The organism is Tropicimonas omnivorans, assembly GCF_031846565.1.
GTDB lineage: Bacteria > Pseudomonadota > Alphaproteobacteria > Rhodobacterales > Rhodobacteraceae > Tropicimonas_B > Tropicimonas_B omnivorans.
Window position 1 is genome coordinate 692,391 of the sequence record NZ_JAVRHL010000001.1, and the last position, 21,062, is coordinate 713,452.

Annotated in this window: 19 protein-coding genes; 8 read left to right on the plus strand and 11 right to left on the minus strand. The window is 65.5% G+C overall.

What is annotated here, in order from left to right:
- Positions 1 to 46: 46 nt before the first annotated feature.
- Both RM543_RS03430 and RM543_RS03435 read left to right on the plus strand, forming a co-directional pair.
- Positions 47 to 3,505 (plus strand): chemotaxis protein CheB, encoded by a 3,459-nt coding sequence (locus RM543_RS03430; protein ID WP_311689495.1) that lies wholly within the window; start codon positions 47 to 49, stop codon positions 3,503 to 3,505.
- Positions 3,502 to 3,879 (plus strand): response regulator, encoded by a 378-nt coding sequence (locus RM543_RS03435; protein WP_311689496.1) that lies wholly within the window; start codon positions 3,502 to 3,504, stop codon positions 3,877 to 3,879. Before RM543_RS03430 ends, RM543_RS03435 begins: the two co-directional genes overlap by 4 nt.
- 79 nt (positions 3,880 to 3,958) lie before the next feature.
- On the opposite strand, the gene lpdA is transcribed toward RM543_RS03435, so the two are convergent.
- The 7 genes from lpdA to sucC form a co-directional block, all read right to left on the minus strand.
- Entirely contained in the window at positions 3,959 to 5,353 is a 1,395-nt protein-coding gene (gene lpdA, locus RM543_RS03440) for a dihydrolipoyl dehydrogenase (RefSeq protein ID WP_311689497.1), read from the minus strand.
- Positions 5,354 to 5,463: 110 nt separating this feature from the next.
- Positions 5,464 to 5,859, minus strand: a complete 396-nt coding sequence (locus RM543_RS03445) for an MAPEG family protein (protein ID WP_311689498.1) — start codon at positions 5,857 to 5,859, stop codon at positions 5,464 to 5,466.
- Between the two features lie 43 nt (positions 5,860 to 5,902).
- A complete protein-coding gene (locus tag RM543_RS03450; RefSeq protein ID WP_311689499.1) occupies positions 5,903 to 6,247 on the minus strand; it encodes a hypothetical protein in 345 nt (114 codons plus the stop codon).
- Complete coding sequence (gene odhB, locus RM543_RS03455) at positions 6,244 to 7,815, minus strand: 2-oxoglutarate dehydrogenase complex dihydrolipoyllysine-residue succinyltransferase (protein ID WP_311689501.1); 1,572 nt, start codon at positions 7,813 to 7,815, stop codon at positions 6,244 to 6,246. The genes RM543_RS03450 and odhB overlap by 4 nt, the downstream gene beginning before the upstream one ends.
- Position 7,816: 1 nt before the next feature.
- Positions 7,817 to 10,792, minus strand: a complete 2,976-nt coding sequence (locus tag RM543_RS03460; protein ID WP_311689502.1) for a 2-oxoglutarate dehydrogenase E1 component — start codon at positions 10,790 to 10,792, stop codon at positions 7,817 to 7,819.
- A 241-nt stretch (positions 10,793 to 11,033) separates the two neighbouring features.
- Positions 11,034 to 11,915 carry a succinate--CoA ligase subunit alpha gene (sucD, locus tag RM543_RS03465; RefSeq protein WP_311689503.1) on the minus strand — a complete coding sequence of 294 codons (882 nt, stop codon included), beginning with the start codon at positions 11,913 to 11,915 and terminating at the stop codon, positions 11,034 to 11,036.
- Between the two features lie 133 nt (positions 11,916 to 12,048).
- Positions 12,049 to 13,242 (minus strand): ADP-forming succinate--CoA ligase subunit beta, encoded by a 1,194-nt coding sequence (gene sucC, locus RM543_RS03470; RefSeq protein ID WP_349254809.1) that lies wholly within the window; start codon positions 13,240 to 13,242, stop codon positions 12,049 to 12,051.
- A gap of 210 nt (positions 13,243 to 13,452) precedes the next feature.
- Between sucC and RM543_RS03475 the strand changes: the two genes are divergently transcribed.
- Positions 13,453 to 14,472: a glycosyltransferase family 2 protein gene (locus tag RM543_RS03475; RefSeq protein WP_311689504.1), complete on the plus strand. Its 1,020-nt coding sequence runs from the start codon at positions 13,453 to 13,455 to the stop codon at positions 14,470 to 14,472.
- Here RM543_RS03475 and RM543_RS03480 read toward each other — a convergent pair.
- The 4 genes from RM543_RS03480 to RM543_RS03495 form a co-directional block, all read right to left on the minus strand.
- On the minus strand, positions 14,469 to 15,335 hold the full coding sequence (locus RM543_RS03480) for a putative nucleotide-diphospho-sugar transferase (protein ID WP_311689505.1): 867 nt from the start codon (positions 15,333 to 15,335) through the stop codon (positions 14,469 to 14,471). The two genes, RM543_RS03475 and RM543_RS03480, sit on opposite strands and share 4 nt — an antisense overlap.
- Positions 15,336 to 15,347: 12 nt before the next feature.
- Positions 15,348 to 16,202: a hypothetical protein gene (locus RM543_RS03485; protein WP_311689506.1), complete on the minus strand. Its 855-nt coding sequence runs from the start codon at positions 16,200 to 16,202 to the stop codon at positions 15,348 to 15,350.
- Between the two features lie 18 nt (positions 16,203 to 16,220).
- On the minus strand, positions 16,221 to 17,183 hold the full coding sequence (gene mdh, locus RM543_RS03490) for a malate dehydrogenase (protein ID WP_311689507.1): 963 nt from the start codon (positions 17,181 to 17,183) through the stop codon (positions 16,221 to 16,223).
- Between the two features lie 111 nt (positions 17,184 to 17,294).
- Positions 17,295 to 17,615, minus strand: coding sequence for a hypothetical protein (locus RM543_RS03495; protein WP_311689508.1), 321 nt, complete (start codon positions 17,613 to 17,615; stop codon positions 17,295 to 17,297).
- A 206-nt stretch (positions 17,616 to 17,821) separates the two neighbouring features.
- Here RM543_RS03495 and RM543_RS03500 point away from each other — a divergent pair, with 206 nt between their 5' ends.
- The 5 genes from RM543_RS03500 (at position 17,822) to sdhD (ending at position 21,062) form a co-directional block, all read left to right on the plus strand.
- Positions 17,822 to 18,643 carry an HpcH/HpaI aldolase/citrate lyase family protein gene (locus RM543_RS03500; protein WP_311689509.1) on the plus strand — a complete coding sequence of 274 codons (822 nt, stop codon included), beginning with the start codon at positions 17,822 to 17,824 and terminating at the stop codon, positions 18,641 to 18,643.
- A 684-nt stretch (positions 18,644 to 19,327) separates the two neighbouring features.
- Complete coding sequence (locus RM543_RS03505; protein ID WP_311689510.1) at positions 19,328 to 19,882, plus strand: NnrU family protein; 555 nt, start codon at positions 19,328 to 19,330, stop codon at positions 19,880 to 19,882.
- Positions 19,879 to 20,085 (plus strand): DUF1737 domain-containing protein, encoded by a 207-nt coding sequence (locus RM543_RS03510; protein ID WP_116085928.1) that lies wholly within the window; start codon positions 19,879 to 19,881, stop codon positions 20,083 to 20,085. Before RM543_RS03505 ends, RM543_RS03510 begins: the two co-directional genes overlap by 4 nt.
- A gap of 201 nt (positions 20,086 to 20,286) precedes the next feature.
- Positions 20,287 to 20,676: a succinate dehydrogenase, cytochrome b556 subunit gene (gene sdhC, locus RM543_RS03515; RefSeq protein WP_311689511.1), complete on the plus strand. Its 390-nt coding sequence runs from the start codon at positions 20,287 to 20,289 to the stop codon at positions 20,674 to 20,676.
- A gap of 14 nt (positions 20,677 to 20,690) precedes the next feature.
- Entirely contained in the window at positions 20,691 to 21,062 is a 372-nt protein-coding gene (gene sdhD / locus RM543_RS03520; RefSeq protein ID WP_116085927.1) for a succinate dehydrogenase, hydrophobic membrane anchor protein, read from the plus strand.

Below are 21,062 nucleotides of genomic sequence, written 5' to 3' on the forward strand. Positions count from 1 at the left end.
CGATGAACGTTAAGGCCATGACCCTAGACCCGCAAGCGACCGCGCCATGAAGGATGTCGGCCCGGACCCCGCACGAGGGGTTGAAGGCAATGTGCCGCTGATCGTCGGTATCGGTGCGTCCGCCGGTGGGCTCGAGGCGTTCCAGGAGGTTCTCCAGCGCCTTCCCGAGCGGCATGATCTCGCGCTCGTTCTCGTTCAGCATCTCGACCCGGATCACGAAAGTCTTCTTCCCGAGCTGCTGTCCCGTCAGACGAACACGCCGGTGCATTCGGTGACGGACGGCATGATCGTTGAGCCGGGGCATATCTATCTCATTCCGCCCAATGCCCGGATGATGCTTCGGGATGGTCAGCTTCACCTCAAGATGTTCGAGAGCCCCCGCGGTCTCCGCCGGCCCATCGACGAGTTCTTCCAGTCGCTCGCGAGCGAGGCGCGGGACCGGTCCGTCGGGATCGTCCTGTCCGGAACGGGCAGCGACGGAAGTACCGGCGTCAAGGCGATCAAGGAGTCCGGCGGCCTCGTCTTCGTGCAGGATCCGAAGCAGGCGAAGTATGACGGGATGCCGCGCGCGGCGATGTCCACGGGCGCCGTGGATCTCGTCCTGCCGACCTCCGAGATGATCGACGTGGTCAACGACTATTACGATCGGCGCACCGGCGTGGAGCCGTCGCTGCGCAACGATGCCGAGTTCGTCTCCCGGGTCGTGCGCCATGTCCGCTACCGGACGGGGCACGATTTCACGGACTACAAGCAGGGCACGCTCCTGCGGCGGCTCGCGGTACGGATGTCCGTCCTCGGCATCACGCGCCCCGAGGATTACCTGCGCTCCCTGATCAATCACAAATCCGAAGCGTCCCGGCTGGTGAAGGACCTTCTGATCAACGTGACCTCCTTCTTCCGCGATCCGGATGCCTTCCGGCAGATCGAGGAGGAGATCGTTCCGGCCATCCTCGATGGCAAGGGGCCGTCCGACGAGGTCCGCATCTGGGTGCCGGGCTGCTCCACGGGGCAGGAGGCCTATTCCCTCGCCATCCTCTTCGCTGAAGCGGCCGAACTGCGTGATATCGCGCCGCACGTCTCCGTCTTCGCGACCGATATCGACGAGGATGCGCTGGCCGAGGCGCGCGCCGGAATCTACTCGAGCGCCATTGCCGAGGAGATGAGCCGGGAGAGGCTCGAGAACTTCTTCCGGCCTCATCGCAGCGGGTTCGAGGTGCGCTCCGGACTGCGTGACATGGTCCGCTTCTCGGTGCAGTCCCTGGTGCGCGATCCGCCGTTCAGCCGGGTCGACCTGCTGTCGTGCCGCAACGTGACGATCTACTTCAACGAGAACCTTCAATCCCAGGCCTCCCGCGTCTTTCAGTATGCCGTGCGACCCGAGGGATTTCTCTTCATCGGGCCGTCCGAGATGCTGCCGGACCTGCCGGACGCATTCACCGAGCGGAAGGGCAGCGGCCGCGTTTACCAGCGGCAGAACACGCCGGCCCTGCCCTTGTCCCTGCCGCGTACCGCATCGCGTCCGCCGGAGGCCGTCCGCGCGCCGGAGCGCGCCGAGGGGGCGCAGCCGGGCGCGAGAGAGCGGCGGCTGCTGGAGCGGCACGTTCCGCCGCATGTCCTCATCGATGCGAGCGATAACGTCACCTATTCCTCCGACGGGGCCGAACGCTTCCTGATGATGCGGGCGGGCACGACGCGGACGGGAATCCTCTCCCTCATCCGCCCGGAGCTCGAAGGCACTGTCCGCCGTCTGCTCAACTCCGCCGTAAAGAGTGAGGATGCGCCGCCCCACCGGGAATTCGAGGGGGAGGTCGCGGGGCAGGCCGTGCGGCTTCTCATCACCCTCGAGACGCTGGACCGGGGCCTCCGGATGCTCGTCCTGCGGGATTCGCTGGACGTCATCGGCAGACCGGAACCGGAGAGCGCGACGGAGGACACGACCGACGCGGCCTATGTTCGCGGGCTCGAAATTCAGCTCGACGAGGCGCGGGAGACGATCCGGACGACGGTGGAGGAGCTCGAGACATCGAACGAGGAGCTGAAGAGCTCCAACGAAGAGATGATGTCGATGAACGAGGAGCTTCAGTCCGCGAACGAAGAGCTGTCCACGGTCAACGAGGAGCTGAAGAACAAGCTTTCGGAGCTCAATCAGGCCAATACGGACCTGTCGAACTTCATCCGCTCGACCCGGATCCCGACGGTGTTCCTCGACGAGTCGCTGCGTCTGCGCTCCTACACCGAGGAAAGCCGCGAGTTTTTCCGTTTCGTGGAGACCGACAAGGGGCGTGCGATCAACGATATCGGTTCGGACCTCGATATCGACCGCGTCGTGGAAATGTGCCGGTCGGTGCTCGAAAGCGGCGAGCCGGACGAGGAGGAGATGCGGACGCGGGATGGCGCGCGCGATGTCGTGTTCCGCGCGCTGCCTTATCACGGCGACGCGCCGGATCAGCAGTCCGGCGTCGTCTTCACCATGTCCGACGTGACCGATCTGCACGCCCACTTGGCGGAGGCCGACCGTCAGCGCGAGAAGGCGCAGGCCAGCCTGACCGAGATCGAAGGGGTCTACCGTTCCAGCCCGCAGGCAATGGGACTCCTGGGCCCGGATTTCCGCCTTCTGCGCGTCAACGAACAGCTCGCCGCCCTTGCCGGGCGCAGCACCGAAGCCTGCATCGGCGAGCGGCTTTCGGACCTGATCCCGAACCTCTGGCAGAACATGTCGGGGCCGGCGGGCGAGGTCTTCGAGACGAACAGCAGCGTGGTGGACGTCAGGATCCCCAACGACCCGTGCGATGACGACGAGCGCAGCTGGCTCCTCGACTGCTATCCCGTCGCCGCGGCAGGCTCCGTCCGTGCCGTCGGCGTGACCCTGCGGGACATCTCCGAGCTGACGAGACTCCAAACCGAACTTCAGCGCGTCATGCGCGAGCTGCAGCACCGGGTGAAGAACATGCTGGCCAACGTGCTGGCCCTCGTGAACCGCGCACGGGGAGAGGCTGCCGAAGACAAGGAGGTCTTCCGGACCCTCGCCATGCGGATCGAGGCGCTGTCGAACACCCACAAGCTCCTGACCACGGAGAACTGGGGCGCGGCGGAGCTGCACTCGGTCCTCGAGCCGGAGCTGACGTCCGTCTACGGTGCCGACCGCGCGACGCTCAAGGGGCCGCGCATGCGGCTCAATGCTCGGGCGACCCTCGCCGTCGGCATGGCGATCCACGAACTGGCCACCAATGCCGCGAAATACGGCGCGTTCTCCCAGCCGGGCGGCAAGGTGATGCTCTCATGGGTGAGGATCGACGAGGGCGACGGGGACATCATCCGCATGACATGGCGGGAGACAGGCGGACCCACCGTCGAGCCAGCGGAGAAGCAGGGATTCGGCAGCCAGCTCATCGCCTCGACGATCGAAGGAGCGCTGGACGGGACCGTGACATTTGATTGGAACCCGGGCGGGTTGGTCTGCGTTCTGGAGTTCGAGTGTTACCACGCCAAAGATATGGGTTCATGACTGCCGAGCCAGCAATTCTCTACGTAGAAGACGAAATCATCATCGCCCTCGATACGGCGCAAACCCTTGAGGAGATGGGATTTTCCAATGTCGTCGTCGCCCATACGCTTGACAAGGCGCGGCGTCTCGCGGCCGAGCAGACGTTTCAGATAGCGCTTCTCGACATCAATCTCGGCGGTGGAGAGATAAGTCTCGACTTCGGGATCGAGCTGCGAGAGCGCGGGACCAACGTGATCTTCGCCAGCGGATACAACAGCGACGAGATGCGGCTTGAGAACCCCGGCTGCGAGTTCATCGAGAAGCCCCTGACCCGAAAGACGATCCGGGACGCCGTGGTGCGCGCCGAAAGCTCACCGCCCGTCGCCAGCGCCTGACGCATCCCGATCAGGCACCAGAAAAAAGGCCGCGCCAGTGATGGCGCGGCCTTTTTCGTGAGGCGGAAGTGAAAGACCCTCAGCTGTGGATCGCCCCGTCGCCGCAGGCCAGAGCCGCTTCGCGGACGGCTTCGGAATAGGTCGGATGTGCGTGGCAGGTCCGCGCCAGATCCTCGGCCGCAGCGCCGAATTCCATCGCAACGCAGATCTCGTGGATCAGGTCGCCCGCCATCGGACCGACGATATGGGCGCCGAGGATGCGATCGGTGTCCTTGTCCGCGAGGATCTTCACGAAGCCGTCCGCGGCAAAGTTCGCCTTGGCCCGGCCATTGCCCATGAAGGAGAACTTGCCGGTCTTGTAGGATCGCCCCTCCTCCTTCAGCATTTCCTCGGTCTGTCCGACGGAGGCGACCTCGGGGTGGGTGTAGATCACCGCGGGGATGACGCCGTAATTCACGTGGCCCGCCTGTCCCGCGAGGATCTCGGCCAGGGCCATGCCCTCGTCCTCGGCCTTGTGGGCGAGCATCGGGCCGGAGACCACGTCCCCGATCGCGTAGATCCCGTCCACGCTGGACTTGTAGCCCTTGTCGATCTCGACCTGGCCACGCTTGCTGATCGCAACGCCAAGCTCCTCGAGACCGAGGCCTTTCGTGACAGGCTTGCGGCCGGTCGAGACGAGGACGACATCCGCATCCTGCTCTTGCGCGCTGTCGTCCTTGCGCAGCGTGTAGGAGACGGTCGCCTTGTTGTTCTTCGTCTCGACCTTCGTGACGCCGGCGCCGGTGATGATGTTCAGCCCCTGCTTGGAGAGAAGCTTGGAGAACGTCTTGGTCACTTCCATGTCGAGGCCCGGGGTGATGTGGTCGAGATACTCGATCACGGTCACCTCGGCGCCGAGCCGGGCATAGACGGAGCCCATCTCGAGGCCGATCACGCCACCGCCGACAACGATCATGCTCTTCGGGACCTTCGGCAGCTCGAGCGCGCCGGTGGAGGTGATGACGACCTTCTCGTCGATCTCGAACTCGGCGTTCGGGATGCCGGCGCTTTCGGAGCCCGACGCGATGACGATGTGCTTCGCCTCGTGGACCTCGTCGCCGACCTTGACCTTGCCGGCCTCGGGGATGGAGCCCCAGCCCTTCAACCAGTCCACCTTGTTCTTCTTGAAGAGGAACTCGATGCCCTTGGTGTTCTGCGCGATGACGTCATCCTTGTAGGAGAGCATCTGCGGCCAGTCGACGGACGGGCTTTTGCCCTTCAGGCCCATCTTCGCGAAGTTGTGCTCCGCCTCGTGGAGCATCTCGGTGGCGTGCAGAAGAGCCTTGGACGGGATGCAGCCCACGTTCAGGCAGGTGCCGCCGAGCGTATCGCGGCCTTCGACACACGCGGTCTTGAGGCCGAGCTGGGCACAGCGGATCGCGCAGACATAGCCGCCCGGGCCGGAGCCGATGATGATGACGTCGTAGCTAGCCATAGGTCAGATCCCTTCGGTCGTCTCGTTGTTGCGGGGGGAGGAGGGGAGATGCACGCCCCCGGCGCCCGTGCCGGCGAGCCCCCGCGGCGTATGGTTCGAAAGATGGAGCATCAGATCAGCGCGGCGACGTAAAGCGCCATCGTCGCGAAGAAGCCCGCCATCCAGATGAAGCTCCGCCAGGGCCGCCAGCCGGCGGCGTAGGCCGGGATGTAGAGAACGCGCGCGGCGAGGTAGAGCCAGGCGAAGGACGTGGTCCAGACCGTGGATTGCCCGGTCAGCGAGATCACGATGGCGATCGGGGCGAAGAGGATCAGGGCCTCGAAATGGTTGTCGAACGCGCGCTTCATGCGGCCGGCGAGCGGAGACAGCTCCCGGCTCGGTTCCCGGTCCCGCGCGCTCATGGTGTAGCCAGGGCCGAGATCGCGGTTCGCGGGGATCGCCATCAGGGCGAACTGGACGCCCTGGAGGAGCCCCGCAAGCACGAGGACGAAGAGTTCGGGTGTCATCATCGGGGCCTCCGGGGGCACGTTCGTTGGAGAGGGGCCGGCATCAGGCGCTGCAGCGGACGGGGGCCGCGAGGAGCGTTCGGGAATACGTCTGGCCCTGCTTCGCCGTCTGCGCCTCGATCTCCGCGCGGGAGGCCCCGACCCAATCGCATCCGCGCTCCCGCCCGATGCTGCGCCGTGCGATCGCGATGCGGTCGTCCAGCGAGCGGGCTTCCTCGGGGTCGAAGACGAAGAGATGCCACCGCGCGCCGTTCCCCGCCGTCTCGGTGGAGGCGAAGTGGCGCACGGAGACGTCCGCCCCCGGAGGGGCGGCGCAGGCGGCGAGGAGTGGCAGCGCGGCGATCAGTGCCGCGCCGCGTCCGCCCGATTTGGTTACCGCAGACCTCACAGGTCCATCAGCAGGCGGCGGGGATCCTCGAGCGCTTCCTTGACGCGGACGAGGAACGTCACGGCGCCTTTGCCGTCGACGATGCGGTGATCGTAGCTCAGCGCGAGGTACATCATCGGACGGATGACGATCTCGCCATTCACGACCATGGGCCGCTCCTGGATCTTGTGCATCCCGAGGATGCCCGATTGCGGCGGGTTCAGGATCGGCGAGGACATCAGCGAGCCGTAGACGCCGCCGTTCGAGATCGTGAAGGTGCCGCCCTGCATGTCCGCCATGGAGAGCTTGCCGTCGCGGGCGCGCTTGCCCTTCTCGGCGATGGCCTTCTCGATCTCCGCGAAGGACATCGTGTCGGTGTTGCGGATGACCGGAACGACGAGGCCGGTGGGCGTGCCGGTGGCGATGCCCATGTGCACGAAGTTCTTGTAGATGACGTCTGTGCCGTCGATCTCGGCGTTGACCTCCGGGACCTCCTTCAGCGCGTGGCCGCAGGCCTTGGTGAAGAAGGACATGAAGCCGAGGCGCACGCCGTGCTTCTTCTCGAAGAGCTCCTTGTACTCCGAGCGCAGCGCCATGACCTCGGTCATGTCCACCTCGTTGTAGGTGGTCAGCATCGCGGCGGTGTTCTGCGCTTCCTTGAGGCGGCGGGCGATGGTCTGCCGCAGGCGGGTCATCTTCACCCGCTCCTCGCGATCGGCATCCTCTGCCGGGGCGGGCGCGCGGGGCGCCTGCTTGGCCTCGGTCTTCTCGGCGGGCTTGTTCAGCGCGTTCAGGACGTCTTCCTTCATCACGCGGCCGTCGCGGCCGGAGCCTTTGACATCGGAGGAGGAGAGGCCCTTCTCGGCCATCAGCTTCTTCGCGGAGGGCGCATCCTCGACATCACGATCCTTGCCGCCTTCGGAGGAGGGGGCCGGTGCGGAGGAGGTCTCCTCGCTGGGGGCGCTCTTGGCCGGAGCCGCGCCGCCGGAGGTCAGGACGGCAAGCTTGGCGGACGCGTCGACAGTGGTGCCCTCTTCCGCCACGATCTCGCTCAGGACACCCGAGGCGGGCGCGGGCACTTCGACGGAGACCTTGTCCGTTTCCAGCTCGCACAGCATCTCGTCCTGGTTGACGCTGTCGCCGACCTTCTTGAACCAGGTCGCGACGGTGGCCTCGGAGACGCTTTCCCCGAGCGAGGGGACCATCACGTCCACGCTCTCGCCGCCCTCGGAGCCGCCGGAGTTCTCGGAAGCGACCTCTTCGGCCACCTCGCCGCCGCGCTCGGTGCCGGCGCCGGAGGCGGTTTCCCGGGAGGACCCCTTCGGCGTCATCTCCTCGGGGCCGGCATTGCCTTCCTCGGCGATGTTGGCGAGGAGCGCATCGACGCCGACCGTCGCGCCTTCCTCGGCGACGATCTCCGCGAGCGTGCCAGCCGCGGGGGCCGGCACTTCGACCGTCACCTTGTCGGTCTCGAGCTCACACAGCATCTCGTCCTGCGCGACGGTGTCGCCCGGCTTCTTGAACCAGGTGGCGACGGTGGCCTCGGTGACGCTTTCGCCCAGTGTGGGGACGCGGACTTCGGTGCTCATGTCATTTAGTTCCTTCGATGGTCAGCGCCTCGTCGACGAGGGCGGCTTGCTGTGCCTTGTGCTGGCTGGCGAGGCCGGTGGCGGGGGAGGCCGCCGTGGACCGGCCGACGTAACGCGGGCGCCGGGAATCGGCCTTCACGCGGCCGAGCACCCATTCGAGATTCGGCTCGATGAAGGTCCAGGCGCCCTGGTTCTTCGGCTCCTCCTGGCACCAGACGATCTCGGCCTGCTTGAAGCGCTCCAGCTCCTTCACGAGGCTGAAGGCCGGGAAGGGATAGAATTGCTCGACGCGCATCAGGTAGACGTCCTCGATGCCGCGGGAATCCCGTTCCTCGAGCAGGTCGTAGTACACCTTGCCGGAGCACAGCACGACGCGGCGGATCTTCTCGTCCGGGGCGAGCTGCGTGTCGGACAGGCCGCGCTTGTTGGTGTCCGCATCGTCCCAGAGGACGCGGTGGAAGGAAGAACCGGTGGTGAAGTGCTCTGCCTTGTTGACCGCGAGCTTGTGGCGCAGCAGCGACTTCGGCGTCATCAGCACGAGCGGCTTGCGGTAGGAGCGGTGAAGCTGCCGGCGCATGATGTGGAAGTAGTTCGCCGGGGTCGAGCAGTTGGCGACGATCCAGTTGTCCTGACCGCACATTTGCAGGAAGCGCTCGAGGCGTGCGGAGGAGTGCTCCGGCCCCTGGCCCTCGTAGCCGTGCGGCAGGAGCATGACGAGGCCGGACATCCGCAGCCACTTGCTCTCGCCCGAGGAGATGAACTGGTCGAACATGATCTGGGCGCCGTTGGCGAAGTCCCCGAACTGGGCTTCCCAGAGCACCAGCGCGTTCGGCTCGGCGAGCGAGTAGCCGTATTCGAAGCCGAGCACCGCGTATTCGGACAGCATCGAGTCGATCACCTCGAAGCGCTGCTGCCCCTCGCGGATGTTGTTGAGCGGGTAATAGCGCTCCTCGCTCTCCTGATCGACGAGGGCGGAGTGCCGCTGGCTGAACGTGCCGCGGGTCGAATCCTGTCCCGACAGCCGCACCGGGTAGCCCTCGGTGAGGAGCGAGCCGAACGCGAGCGCCTCGGCCGTGGCCCAGTCGAACCCCTCGCCCGTCTCGAACATCTGCGACTTCGCGTCGAGCAGGCGCTGCACGGTCCGGTGCATCGTCAGATCCTTCGGCGGCGTGGTCAGGGCCTTGCCGATCGCCTCCAACGTCTCCGGCTTGATCGCCGTCTTGCCGCGCTGGTACTTCTCGCCCTGCGCGTCGAGGTGGGACCAGCGTCCGTCCAGCCAGTCCGCCTTGTTGGGGCGGAACTCCCGGCCGGCTTCGAACTCACCGTTCAGGTAGGACTGGAAGGAGGCCTTCATGTCCTCGATCTCGCCCTCAGGAATGAGGCCGTCCTTCACCAGCCGCTCGGTGTAGAGCGACAGGGTCGTCTTGTGACCCTTGATCGACTTGTACATGAGCGGGTTGGTGAACATGGGCTCGTCGCCCTCGTTGTGCCCGAACCGCCGGTAGCAGAAGATGTCGATCACGACGTCCTTATTGAACTTCTGCCGGAACTCCGTCGCGACCTTCGCCGCGTGAACCACGGCCTCGGGGTCGTCTCCGTTCACGTGGAAGATCGGCGCCTCGACCATCAGCGCGATGTCCGTCGGGTAGGGGGACGAGCGGGAGAAGTGCGGCGCGGTGGTGAAGCCGATCTGGTTGTTCACCACGACATGGATCGTGCCGCCGGTGCGGTGACCGGTCAGGCCCGAGAGGCCGAAGCACTCCGCCACGACGCCCTGACCGGCAAAGGCCGCATCGCCGTGCAGCAGGACCGGGATCACCGTGTCGCGGTCGCTGCCGAGCTGGGCCTGCTTGGCCCGCGCCTTGCCGAGGACGACGGGGTTCACCGCTTCCAAGTGCGAGGGGTTGGCGGTCAGCGAGATATGCACGCTGTTGCCGTTGAACTCCCGGTCCGACGAGGCGCCGAGATGGTACTTCACGTCTCCCGAGCCCTCGACGTCATCGGGCTTGAAGCTGCCGCCCTGGAACTCGTTGAAGATCGCACGGTAGGGCTTCTGCATCACCGTGGCGAGTACGCTGAGGCGACCGCGGTGGGGCATGCCGAAGACGATCTCCTTGGCCCCGAGCGCACCGCCGCGCTTGATGATCTGCTCCAGCGCCGGGATCAGGGCTTCGCCGCCGTCGAGGCCGAAGCGCTTGGTCCCCATGTACTTGACGTGCAGGAACTTCTCGAAGCCCTCGGCCTCCACCAGCTTGTTGAGGATCGCCCGGCGGCCCTCCCGCGTGAACTTGATTTCCTTGTCGAAGCCCTCGATCCGCTCCTTGAGCCAGGCGGCTTCCGCGGGGGCGGAGATGTGCATGTACTGAAGCGCGAAGGTGCCGCAATAGGTGCGGCGGACGATCTCGAGGATCTCGCGCATGGTCGCGACCTCGAGGCCGAGGACCTTGTCGATGAAGATCGGCCGGTCCATGTCCTCGTCGCGGAAACCGTAGGACTTGGGATCGAGCTCGGGATGCGGCGTCTGGCTGCGCATGCCGAGCGGATCGAGATCGGCCACGAGGTGACCGCGGATCCGGTAGGCGCGGATGATCATCAGCGCGCGGATCGAATCGAGGACGGCGCGCTTCACGGCCTCCTCGGTCACGGCGATGTTCTTCTCGGCGGCCTTGTCGCGGATCTTCTGCCCGGCACCGGCGATCTCGGGGGCGAGCGCCTCGCCCCATTCGCCCGTCAGGGCGGCGGTCAGGTCGTCATTCGGTTGCGGCGGCCAGTCGGCGCGGGCCCAGGAGGGGCCGTCCGCCTCGGATTTCACGTCTGTGTCCATGTCCCCGAGCGAGCGGAAGAACGTGGCCCAGGCCTCGTCCACCGATGCGGGATCGTCGGCGAAGCGGGCATAGAGCTGTTCGAGATATTCCGCGTTCTGCCCCTCCATGAAGGAGGAGGCGTGGAAGACGTCGTTTGAGGTCTGCTCGGTCATCTGGGGTCAGCTCCTGGGGCTGAGAAACGTCTCGCGACGATGGGGTGGCGCGCATGGATCCTGGCGGAGCGAGCGGTCAGGTGTGTCTGGATGAAATATGGGGATCCGGGCAGCCTGAGGCCACCCGGGATCTGCGTTGGACAAGAGGGACGGCGACAGATCGCTGCCGGGACCGGCAGAGGGCGGGGCGTGGCCGAAGCCACGCCCGAGCCTAGGTATGCGGGGCCGCCCGTCACCGATCTCAGCCGATGGCCTTCAGGACGGCTTCGCCGAGGCCCGCGGGGCTGTCGGCAACGACGATGCCCGCTTTCTGCATGGCCTCGATCTTGTCCTCGGCGCCGCCCTTGCCGCCGGCGACGATCGCACCGGCATGGCCCATGCGGCGACCCGGAGGCGCCGTGCGGCCGGCGATGAAACCGGCGGTGGGCTTCCAGCGGCCGTTCTTCTTCTCGTCCGCGAGGAACTGGGCGGCTTCTTCCTCGGCGGAGCCGCCGATCTCGCCGATCATGATGATCGCCTCGGTCTCCTCATCGGCGAGGAACCACTCGAGCACGTCGATGTGCTCGGTGCCCTTGATGGGGTCGCCGCCGATGCCGACGCAGGTGGACTGGCCGAGGCCGACATTGGTGGTCTGAAGCACCGCCTCATAGGTCAGCGTGCCGGAGCGGGACACGACGCCGACCTTGCCGCGCTTGTGGATGTGACCGGGCATGATGCCGATCTTGCAGGCGCCGGGGGTGATGACACCGGGGCAGTTTGGCCCGATCAGCGTGCTGCTGGATCCTTCCAGCGCGCGCTTCACCTTCATCATGTCGAGCACCGGGATGCCCTCGGTGATGCAGCAGATGAGCGGGATTTCGGCATCGATCGCCTCGAGGATCGAGTCGGCCGCGAACGGCGGCGGAACGTAGATCACGGAGGCGTTGGCCCCGGTGCGCTCGACGGCCTCGTGGCAGGAATCGAAGACCGGAAGGTCCAGATGCTCCTGTCCGCCTTTGCCGGGCGTGACGCCGCCGACCATCTTGGTGCCGTAGGCGATTGCCTGTTCGGTGTGGAAGGTGCCCTGCGAGCCGGTGAGGCCCTGGCAGATCACCTTGGTGTTTTCGTCAACGAGAATGGCCATCGGGGCCTCCTTCGTGGTGGCGGCGCGAAAGGCCGCCTCTTCGATTACCAGCAGGCCGCGCGCGGCCCGCACAATTCCATGTCGCCGGGGACTGTCCCGCCATGCCGAAGCCTTCGGGGCTCCGGCCCGGCAATCAGCCCTTCACGGCCTTCACGACCTTCTCGGCAGCGTCCGACAGATCGTTCGCGGCGATGACGTCGAGGCCGGAATTGTTGATGATGGCCTCGCCCTTCTCGACGTTCGTGCCTTCGAGGCGGACGACGAGCGGAACCTTGAGACCGACTTCCTGAACCGCGGCGATCACGCCCTCGGCGATCACGTCGCAGCGCATGATGCCGCCGAAGATGTTCACCAGGATGCCTTTGACGTTCTCGTCGGAGGTGATGATCTTGAACGCTTCGGTCACCTTCTCCTTGGTCGCGCCGCCGCCCACGTCGAGGAAGTTGGCGGGTTCCGCACCCTTGAGCTTGATGATGTCCATCGTCGCCATCGCGAGGCCGGCGCCGTTCACCATGCAGCCGATCTCACCGTCGAGAGCGATATAGTTGAGGTCGTACTTGGAGGCCTGCAGCTCCTTGCTGTCCTCCTCGGTCTCGTCGCGCAGGGCAGCGATGTCCGCGTGGCGATAGAGCGCGTTGCCGTCGAAGCCCATCTTGGCGTCGAGGCACTTCAGGTCGCCCTTGTCGGTCACGATGAGCGGGTTGATCTCCAGCATCTCCATGTCCTTGTCCACGAAGAGCTTGTAGAGCGTGCCCATCAGCTTGACGCACTGCTTCGTCTGCTGACCGCTGAGGCCGAGCGCGAAGGCGATGCGGCGACCGTGATAGGGCTGGTAGCCCGCGGCCGGATCGACGCTGAAGGAGAGGATTTTCTCGGGCGTGTTCGCGGCGACTTCCTCGATGTCCATGCCGCCCTCGGTGGAGCAGACGAAGGAGATGCGGGAAGTGGCGCGGTCGACCAGGAGCGCGAGGTAGAGCTCGGTCTCGATCTCGGAACCGTCCTCGATGTAGATCCGGTTCACCTGCTTGCCGGCGTCACCCGTCTGATGCGTCACCAGCGTGCGGCCCAGCATCTTCTTCGCTTCGTCGGCAGCTTCCTCGACCGACTTCGCGAGGCGGACGCCGCCCTTCTCGCCAGCATCGGCTTCGTTGAAGTGGCCCTTCCCGCGGCCGCCGGCGTGGATCTGGGCCTTCACGACCCAGAGGGGGCCGTCGAGTTCGCCAGCCGCGGTCTTGGCCTCTTCGGCCTTGAGGACGACGCGTCCGTCGCTGACCGGTGCGCCATAGTCGCGAAGCAGAGCCTTCGCCTGATATTCATGGATATTCACGAGACCATCCCGTCTTGCTGCGATTCAGACGTGCATTTGCACGCCGCTTGTCGCAAGTCTAACGCGAAGAGCGCAGGCGTCAGGTAAAAAGATGAAAAAAGCGACATACGTGATCACACGATTTCAGGGTGTGATCACAACGCTTCCAAGTGCCCCCGGATCTTCCGGCGAGAACCTGCGCGAGCCTGCGACTCACTTGGCGACGGGCACGTGACCGAGCCGCGCTGGGGCGTGGTTGCGACCGTGCGGGAGCCTTCGGCTCTCGTCCTGGCCTTCGTCGCATGGCACATCTCCCTCGGCGCCGAAGAGGTCAGGATCTTCCTCGACGATCCGGACGACCCCGTCTTCGACGCACTCAGGCGCATCGATCGCTGCCACGTCATTCGCTGTGACGCGGAGTATTGGGAAGGGCGGCGGAAGCGGCAACGTCCACCTTTGCAATCCGTCCGGCAACTCGCCAATGCGACGTGGGCCTACAACCGCACCAAGGTCGACTGGCTTCTGCATATCGATGCCGACGAGTTCCTGTGGCTGGGGCGGCCTTTGTCCGAGGAGCTGGCCGAACTCGGCCCGGACCACGGCTGGCTCAAGCTGCGGAACTGGGAGCGATGCTGGGGTGAGGCGGACGAGGCCGGTTCGATGTTTTCAGGGCGCTTCCGGAAGCCGTGCCGGAGCGTTCCGGCAGCCCGGATGCGGGAGATCTACGGTCCGATGCTACCCTACCTCCAGGCCGGGTTCGCAGGCTATCCCGTCGGCAAGGGCTTGTCCCGAACCGGGCGGGGCTATCGTCTCAACGTCCACTCCCCGAAGGCGCCCGTCGAGGGCGGCCCTTCGATCGTGCCGCCCTTTCGCACGGCAAGCCAGGCCGCGATTCTTCATTTCGACGGGCTGACTCCGATGCACTGGGCCGCCAAGACCCTGCGCTATGCCGAGGCACCGGACGAAACGATCTCGCTTCTGCTGCACAAGGAGCGCCAGCGGCAGGTCCGCCGCGTCCGAGACAGTTGCCGGACCCTGGGCGAGGTCCTCGCCTTCCACGCCAGCCTGTTCGAACTGACATCCGAGCAGGGGAGTGCGCTTGCAGGGGAGGGACGGATCGCTGCACCGCCGATCGACCCAGCCGCCGCGCTCGACCATATCGGGCTGCGGAGCCGCGTCGAGCTATCGGCGGCCGCGTTCGACGCCGCGCTCGGAGCCGAAAACGAGGAGCGTTTCGCGCGGTTCGGCTAGTCCGAGGAGCCCTTGCGTTTCCACCGCTTCCTGCGGGATCGCTCGAGTGAGAAGCGCAGTCCGCCCAGAACGCCGGTATCGGCATAGGGCTTTACCTTGACCACCTTCGACGCGCCGAGGTTGCGGTCATTCGCGACGAGCCGCTTGATGTGCTCGTAAAGGCCCGGTCCCATGTAGCCCGGTATGTTGTGGATCTGCTGGGTCCCATGGGTGATGTGCCAGCGCAGACGCCAATGGTGCAGAACACGCGGCGCGGCATGGTTTTCATTCATCGCTTCCGCCATGCGGAACTCGACGAAGTTGTATTCGGGCGGCAGAATCGCCAATCGCAGCTTGGACAGGAACAGAAGCTCCCGCAGGACGGGTTGATCCTTGTCGAGCTTCTCGTCCTGCAGCGCGCGCTCGGTTTCTTCGATCAGCGCCAGGGTCCCCGGGCTCTTGCGCATGCCCATCAGGCCGCCGTTGATCTGCGGGAACGCCGCGGGGATGGGCCGGCGCCAAAGCGTGTTCGACCAGTCCGAATTGCGTCGCTGGTTGTGGCATGCGGCGAAGTCGAACTCTTCCAGCACCTCGAAGATGTCCGAGATATCGGCGAGGAAATACATGTCCGCGTCGAGGTAGACGACGCGCTCGAACCGGGCGCGCCGCAACGCTTCGAACTTCGGACGGAACCAGCTCATTTCCAGCTTGTGGACCTGGTCGAAGATCCCGTCCGGCACCTCGGCATCGGTGTAGATGTCGATATTCGCGTCGGGCGCGACGGCGCGCAAGGTTTGCGCCGCGCGGGCGGCCAGCTGCGCGTATTCAGCGCCCGAAACGCCGAAGACGAAGCCTGTTTCCGCCGGGGCGATGGCGTCACTCATGGGGACCGTTCCTTACCAAAGTCCGGGCGGCAAGCGCTTCGGAAATTCAATGCCCTGCCGCTTGCGTCGCCTGTTCGTGAGTTTCTTGAGAAAGGCGAACCCCGGCAGACTTTCGTACATGGGAGGAACCTCCCGCCGGTCGCCGCCGAGGGTTGGATCGCAGGCGATCATGGCCTCGATATGTGCCATCGCCCTCGGGCCGATCACCTCTTCGAGGGTCGGAACCCGGTGATCCCCGATGCGGCGATGGAAGTAGGAGGAATGAATGATCCGTGGAGCCAGGCTCTGGCGGTGCATGGAGACCAGAAGGCGCAGGTTCTTCAGATTGTACTGCCACGGCAGGACAGCAAGCCGCAGGTCCCCCTCGTAGAGAGCCCGCCGAACGATCGGCTGATCCTGCTTCGCCTCGGTCTCGATGAGGGTGCGGACACAAGACTCGAGGAATGCGCGCGTGGCTTCGGATCTGCGAATTCCGAAGACTCCGGTATTGATCTGCGGATAGGCCGCCGGGATCGGCCGCGTCGTCTGCAGATCATCCTCCGGCATGCGCACCTGGACATGCGCCGCCGCGACGTCGAACCGTCCGAGCAGGTCGAACACGTCATTCACCGGCGCGACCATCGCGATATCGCTGTCGAGATAAAGCGTTCGCTCGAATCGCGACCGGATCAGGGCCTCGAATTTCGGCCGGAAGTGAGCGTCCTGAAGAATGTGGACCTTGTCGAAGACGTCCGCCCCGTCGGGGGCGGCGTCCGCAAAAAGATCGATCGGGATGTCGGGGTGAATCGCGCGTACCGTCCGGGCAGCCTGAGCGGCGAGCAGGCCATAAGGCTCGCCGAATGCACCGAAGACGAAACCGCGATCCACCTCGCTCTCCACCTCCGATCAGGCGAGAGTTTCGTCGATGCCCTTGCAGGCGTCCACGAGGCCTTTCACCGACTCGACCGACTTGTCGAACATCGCCTGCTCGCTCTTCGTCATCTCGATGTTGACGATCCGCTCGACGCCATTGGCGCCGATCACGGTCGGCACGCCGACGTAGAGGCCCTTCAGGCCGAGCGCGCCGTCCACGTAGGCGGCGCAGGGCAGGACCCGGCGCTGATCTTTGAGGTAGGCTTCGGCCATCTCGATCGCGGAGGTCGCCGGGGCGTAGAAGGCAGAGCCAGTCTTCAGCAGGCCGACGATCTCGGCGCCGCCGTCGCGGGTGCGCTGAACGATCGCGTCGAGCTTTTCCTGAGTGGTCCAGCCCATCTTCACGAGGTCCGGCAGGGGGATGCCGGCGACGGTGGAGTACCGGGTCAGCGGAACCATCGTGTCGCCGTGGCCACCGAGCACGAACGCGCTGACGTCCTTCATGGAGACATTGAACTCGAGGCTCAGGAAGTGACGGAAGCGGGCCGAATCCAGCACGCCCGCCATGCCGACGACCTTCTCGTGCGGCAGGCCGGAGAACTCGCGGAGGGCCCAGACCATCGCGTCGAGGGGGTTGGTGATGCAGATCACGAAAGCGTCCGGCGCGTGGGCCTTGATGCCCTCGCCGACGGACTTCATCACCTTGAGGTTGATGCCCAGCAGGTCGTCGCGGCTCATGCCGGGCTTGCGCGGCACACCGGCGGTCACGATGCAGACGTCTGCACCGGCGATGTCGGCGTAGTCCTGGGTGCCCGACAGGTGAGCGTCGAAGCCCTCGGCGGGGCCGCTCTCGGCGATATCCAGCGCCTTGCCCTCGGGAACACCCTCGGCGATGTCGAACAGAACGACGTCGCCGAGTTCCTTCATGGCGGCAAGATGGGCGAGGGTTCCGCCGATCTGCCCGGAGCCGATGAGCGCGATCTTGGGTCTGGACATGGAATGGGTTCCCGAAAGTGGATATGTCGCGGGGCTGCGTAAGCCTTCGGGACCGTTTTCGCAAGCGCGCGGGCGAGAGGACGGAAGAGCCAGTCGGGACGAGCGGACAATTCAGGCATCGCTTTCCTCAACGACGCGGAGCTTTTCGGCGACGGGCTCATAGGCCTGACCCGTCGCCATGAGGCAGGTCTCGCCGGAGGGCTTGGTAACCGTGATCGTCCATGTCCCCGTTTCGGCGGACGCGTAGAGTTCGACCACCTGGTTTCCGGTTCCGAGGCCGATCGTCTGCCGCGATTCCCCGTACTTTTCTGCCAGCCGTCCGACCACGGTGTCGCGCGCCGCGCAGTGGCGAAAGACTTGAGCAAGGCTCGCATCGGCGGTCAGACCGGTGAGCAGGGTCGCAAGGACAGTGATGCGAAGCGCGAGGGCCATGATGTGTCCTTCCATGCGAAAACCGGGCTGTCGGAGGGTTGGCACGAACAGCATCGCCGCAAGAGGTTGTCGAAGGGTAAATGTCAGAGCATTTTTTCGTCAGCGTCCACGGCTTTTCGCAGGCTTGAGGTTCGGAGCGGCAAAAGGGCAGGATTTCCCCCGATGGTAACGATCCAGAAAGGCGAATCATGTCATCAACGCGTCCATTGAGATCACTGCTCTATGTTCCCGCGTCGAATGCGCGGGCGCTGGCAAAGGCGCGGGACTTGCCGGCGGATGCTCTGATCCTGGATCTGGAGGACGCGGTCGCTCCTGCCGAAAAGGCGGCGGCACGGGGCATGGCGGCGGCAGCTCTTGCCGAGGGCGGTTTCGGCCGCAGGATGACGATACTCCGTGTCAACGCGTTGGACACGGAGTGGGGCCGGGACGATCTCGCCGCGGCAACGGATGCCGATGCGGTCCTGCTGCCCAAGATATCCGGGGCAGAGGCGGTCGAGGGGTATGCGCGGGCCCTCGGGGACGGGCCGGAGATCTGGGCGATGGCGGAGACGCCTTCCGGCGTTCTTCGTGCCGCCGAGATCGCGGCGGAACCGCGGGTTAGGGGGCTGGTCATCGGGACGAACGATCTCGCGGCGGAGCTTGGCTGCCGTCCCGGGCCGGGCCGTGCAGAGCTGCAGATGGCGCTCCAGAGCTGCGTTCTGGCGGCGAGGGCCGCGGGGGTCGCCTGTATCGACGGCGTCTACAATGCCATCAAGGACGAAGATGGCTTTCGTGCGGAATGCGCGCAGGGTCTGGCGCTCGGGATGGACGGCAAATCGCTGATCCACCCCTCACAGATTGCAGCGGCGAACGAGATTTTCGTGCCCTCGGCGGCGGAAATAGACCTCGCCCGGCGGCAGATCGATGCGTTTGCGGAGGCCGAACGTAACGGACGCGGCGTGGCCGTGCTCGATGGCAGGATCGTCGAGGCGCTCCACGCCAGGGCCGCTCAGCGGTTGTTGGAGCGCGTGGCGGAGATTCAATCGTAAAGCGTCTAGAGGGAGGGCCATCGCGGGGTAGCCGACGGGCGCGAAGCCGTGGTTAGATCGTGTGGTCCGCGCGTAAAGCGGAGCAGGTCGTCCCTGCGGCCTACGGGGCGAACGCCGGATGCTCGTGACGGCGCGTGATCTTCGCTTTGGACCGCGAAACTTGCCGGAGAAATCAAAGGCGAGATGGGGCGTTTACGAATCATGCCTCGGGCAGGGCGATCGACTCCGGTCACGGGTGGCCCGGAACGTGCTCCGGGACGGCTTTGCAACGTGGGTTGCCGCCGCGCGGCAGCTGATCACCGCCTGAGGTCAATCGGTATCGTGACGGTGCTGCGGCGGAGTCCGCCGGGGGCCGGTTCTTTTTCCGTCGACATTCCATCGAATAGCCGAGAGCCTGCGACACCGAGGCATGGGAGCGAGCGACATCATCTCCGGGGGATGCCCGGAGACGGGGGATCACACGGGCCGGGAGGCGCAGGATCTTTCCCGAACCGGTCCGGGAGTTCCGCCCTCCCCGGCGCCCCGGAAGCGTCTTCCCCTTACGGGCGCCCCTCGTGATCGACGCGGACCGGACTGGCCCCTGCCGCCCGGCCACGTTACGGTTTCCGAAATCCGGGTCAGCCACACTCGCGGCTCGCTCCGGGACTTGCACAGCCACGCGTTCCGGCCTCGGAGAGCCTCGCCATGTTCCTTCTCGTTCTCGGTGTCCTGCTTTGGATCCTGCCGCATTTCTATGTCCGGTTCGTGCGGCGCAGCAGGCCGGAACCGTCCGGACCGGCAAAGGGGCTCATCGCGGCCGGAATCGTCGCCGGAATCGTGCTGATGGTGATCGGCTACCAGCGCGCGGCGTTCACGCCGGTCTATGCGCCGCTTCCCGGCATGGGGCACCTGAACAACCTGCTGATGCTCGTCGCGATCTTCCTGCTCGGCGCCGGTCACATGAAGGGCCGCGTCGCGCATTACATGCGGCACCCGATGCTGACCGCAGTCATTCTCTGGTCGGTCGCGCATCTACTGGTGAACGGCGATGCCGCCTCGCTCGTGCTGTTCGGCGGAATCGGTCTCTGGGCCGTCGCCGAAATCGTGGCGTTGAATGCATCGGGTCCGTGGGCGCGGCCGCCGAAAGGGCCGGTCCGGCGCGATCTGATGAACGTCGCCGGAACCGTGGTGCTTTACGCCCTGATCGCCGCGATCCATGTCTGGCTCGGCCATAATCCATTCCTGGGGACCTACGGATGAAGCTCTATCGCTACCTGACCGGCGACGACACGTCGGACTTCTGTCACAAGGTCACCGCGGCGCTGAACCAAGGGTGGGAGCTTCACGGTGACCCGTCCTACGCGTTCGATACGGCGAACGGCGTCATGCGCTGCGCCCAGGCGGTGACCAAGGAGGTTCCGGGCGGAACCTACACACCGGGCATGAAGCTGTCCGACCAGTAGACCCTTCTGACCAAACTTGTGATCACGCGCTCACAGCGTGTGATCACATCGTCGACAAATTTGCCCCGGCGCCTGCGATATAACGTCTGATCTGCTCTTCGGGGGAGTGACTTGGGCGACAAATCGGCTAGGACGGGGAGAAACATGATCCGGGCCGCGCCGTGTGACGCATCCCGCATCGCCGTCCAGTGGGAGACATCCATGCCAGACGTGAACCGGGGCAAACGCCCGCTTTCGCCCTTCATGCTCGGGCCCTACTACCGCCTCCAGATCACGTCGGTGAGCTCGATCCTGACGCGCATCACCGGCCTTGCGATGCTGGTGGCGGCGCTTCTCATCGTGTGGTGGCTGCTCGCCGCCTCTGCCGGTCCCGAAGCGTTCGACAGGGCGGACGGCGTGCTGACGAGCTGGATCATCGACATCGTGATGACCCTGTCGGTGCTGGCGCTGTGGTATCACGCGCTTGCCGGCCTCAGGCATCTCTACTGGGACACGGGCCGCGGGCTCGAGGTTGCCACCGCCGAACGCCTCGGCATCGCGGCGATGGTGGGCTCGGTGATCCTCACCCTCATCACGATCCTTCTGGTCTGAGCGGAGCGACTGATATGGCCTACATGACCGACCGCAAGCGCGCCACTGGGCGCGGCGCCGCCGGCTCCGGCACCGAGCATTTCTGGCACATGACCGTCACCTCGGTGGCGCTCGTGATCCTGACGCCGCTCTTCGTCTTCGTCGTCGGCCCCGCAATCGGGAAGCCCTACGCCGACGTCGCTCTGCATTTCGCGAACCCCTTCAATGCCATCGTCACCGCGCTGATGCTGGTCGTCGGGTTCAACCATTTCCGGCATGGCGCACAGACCGCGATCGAGGATTACAGCGACGGGCTGACCCGCAAGGCGCTGGTCCTCGCGACGATCTGCATCAGCTATGCCGCGATGGCGACGGGGCTGTTTGCCCTTGCCCGCCTCGCGCTCTGA

Excerpts from the sequence above, each read along its gene's own strand:
- RM543_RS03430 (WP_311689495.1), top strand. The coding sequence starts at position 47 with ATGAAGGATGTCGGCCCGGACCCCGCACGAGGGGTTGAAGGCAATGTG.
- RM543_RS03435 (WP_311689496.1), top strand. The coding sequence starts at position 3,502 with ATGACTGCCGAGCCAGCAATTCTCTACGTAGAAGACGAAATCATCATC.
- lpdA (WP_311689497.1), bottom strand. The coding sequence starts at position 5,353 with ATGGCTAGCTACGACGTCATCATCATCGGCTCCGGCCCGGGCGGCTAT.
- RM543_RS03445 (WP_311689498.1), bottom strand. The coding sequence starts at position 5,859 with ATGACACCCGAACTCTTCGTCCTCGTGCTTGCGGGGCTCCTCCAGGGC.
- odhB (WP_311689501.1), bottom strand. The coding sequence starts at position 7,815 with ATGAGCACCGAAGTCCGCGTCCCCACACTGGGCGAAAGCGTCACCGAG.
- RM543_RS03460 (WP_311689502.1), bottom strand. The coding sequence starts at position 10,792 with ATGACCGAGCAGACCTCAAACGACGTCTTCCACGCCTCCTCCTTCATG.
- sucD (WP_311689503.1), bottom strand. The coding sequence starts at position 11,915 with ATGGCCATTCTCGTTGACGAAAACACCAAGGTGATCTGCCAGGGCCTC.
- RM543_RS03480 (WP_311689505.1), bottom strand. The coding sequence starts at position 15,335 with ATGAGTGACGCCATCGCCCCGGCGGAAACAGGCTTCGTCTTCGGCGTT.
- mdh (WP_311689507.1), bottom strand. The coding sequence starts at position 17,183 with ATGTCCAGACCCAAGATCGCGCTCATCGGCTCCGGGCAGATCGGCGGA.
- RM543_RS03495 (WP_311689508.1), bottom strand. The coding sequence starts at position 17,615 with ATGGCCCTCGCGCTTCGCATCACTGTCCTTGCGACCCTGCTCACCGGT.
- RM543_RS03505 (WP_311689510.1), top strand. The coding sequence starts at position 19,328 with ATGTTCCTTCTCGTTCTCGGTGTCCTGCTTTGGATCCTGCCGCATTTC.
- RM543_RS03510 (WP_116085928.1), top strand. The coding sequence starts at position 19,879 with ATGAAGCTCTATCGCTACCTGACCGGCGACGACACGTCGGACTTCTGT.
- sdhC (WP_311689511.1), top strand. The coding sequence starts at position 20,287 with ATGCCAGACGTGAACCGGGGCAAACGCCCGCTTTCGCCCTTCATGCTC.
- sdhD (WP_116085927.1), top strand. The coding sequence starts at position 20,691 with ATGGCCTACATGACCGACCGCAAGCGCGCCACTGGGCGCGGCGCCGCC.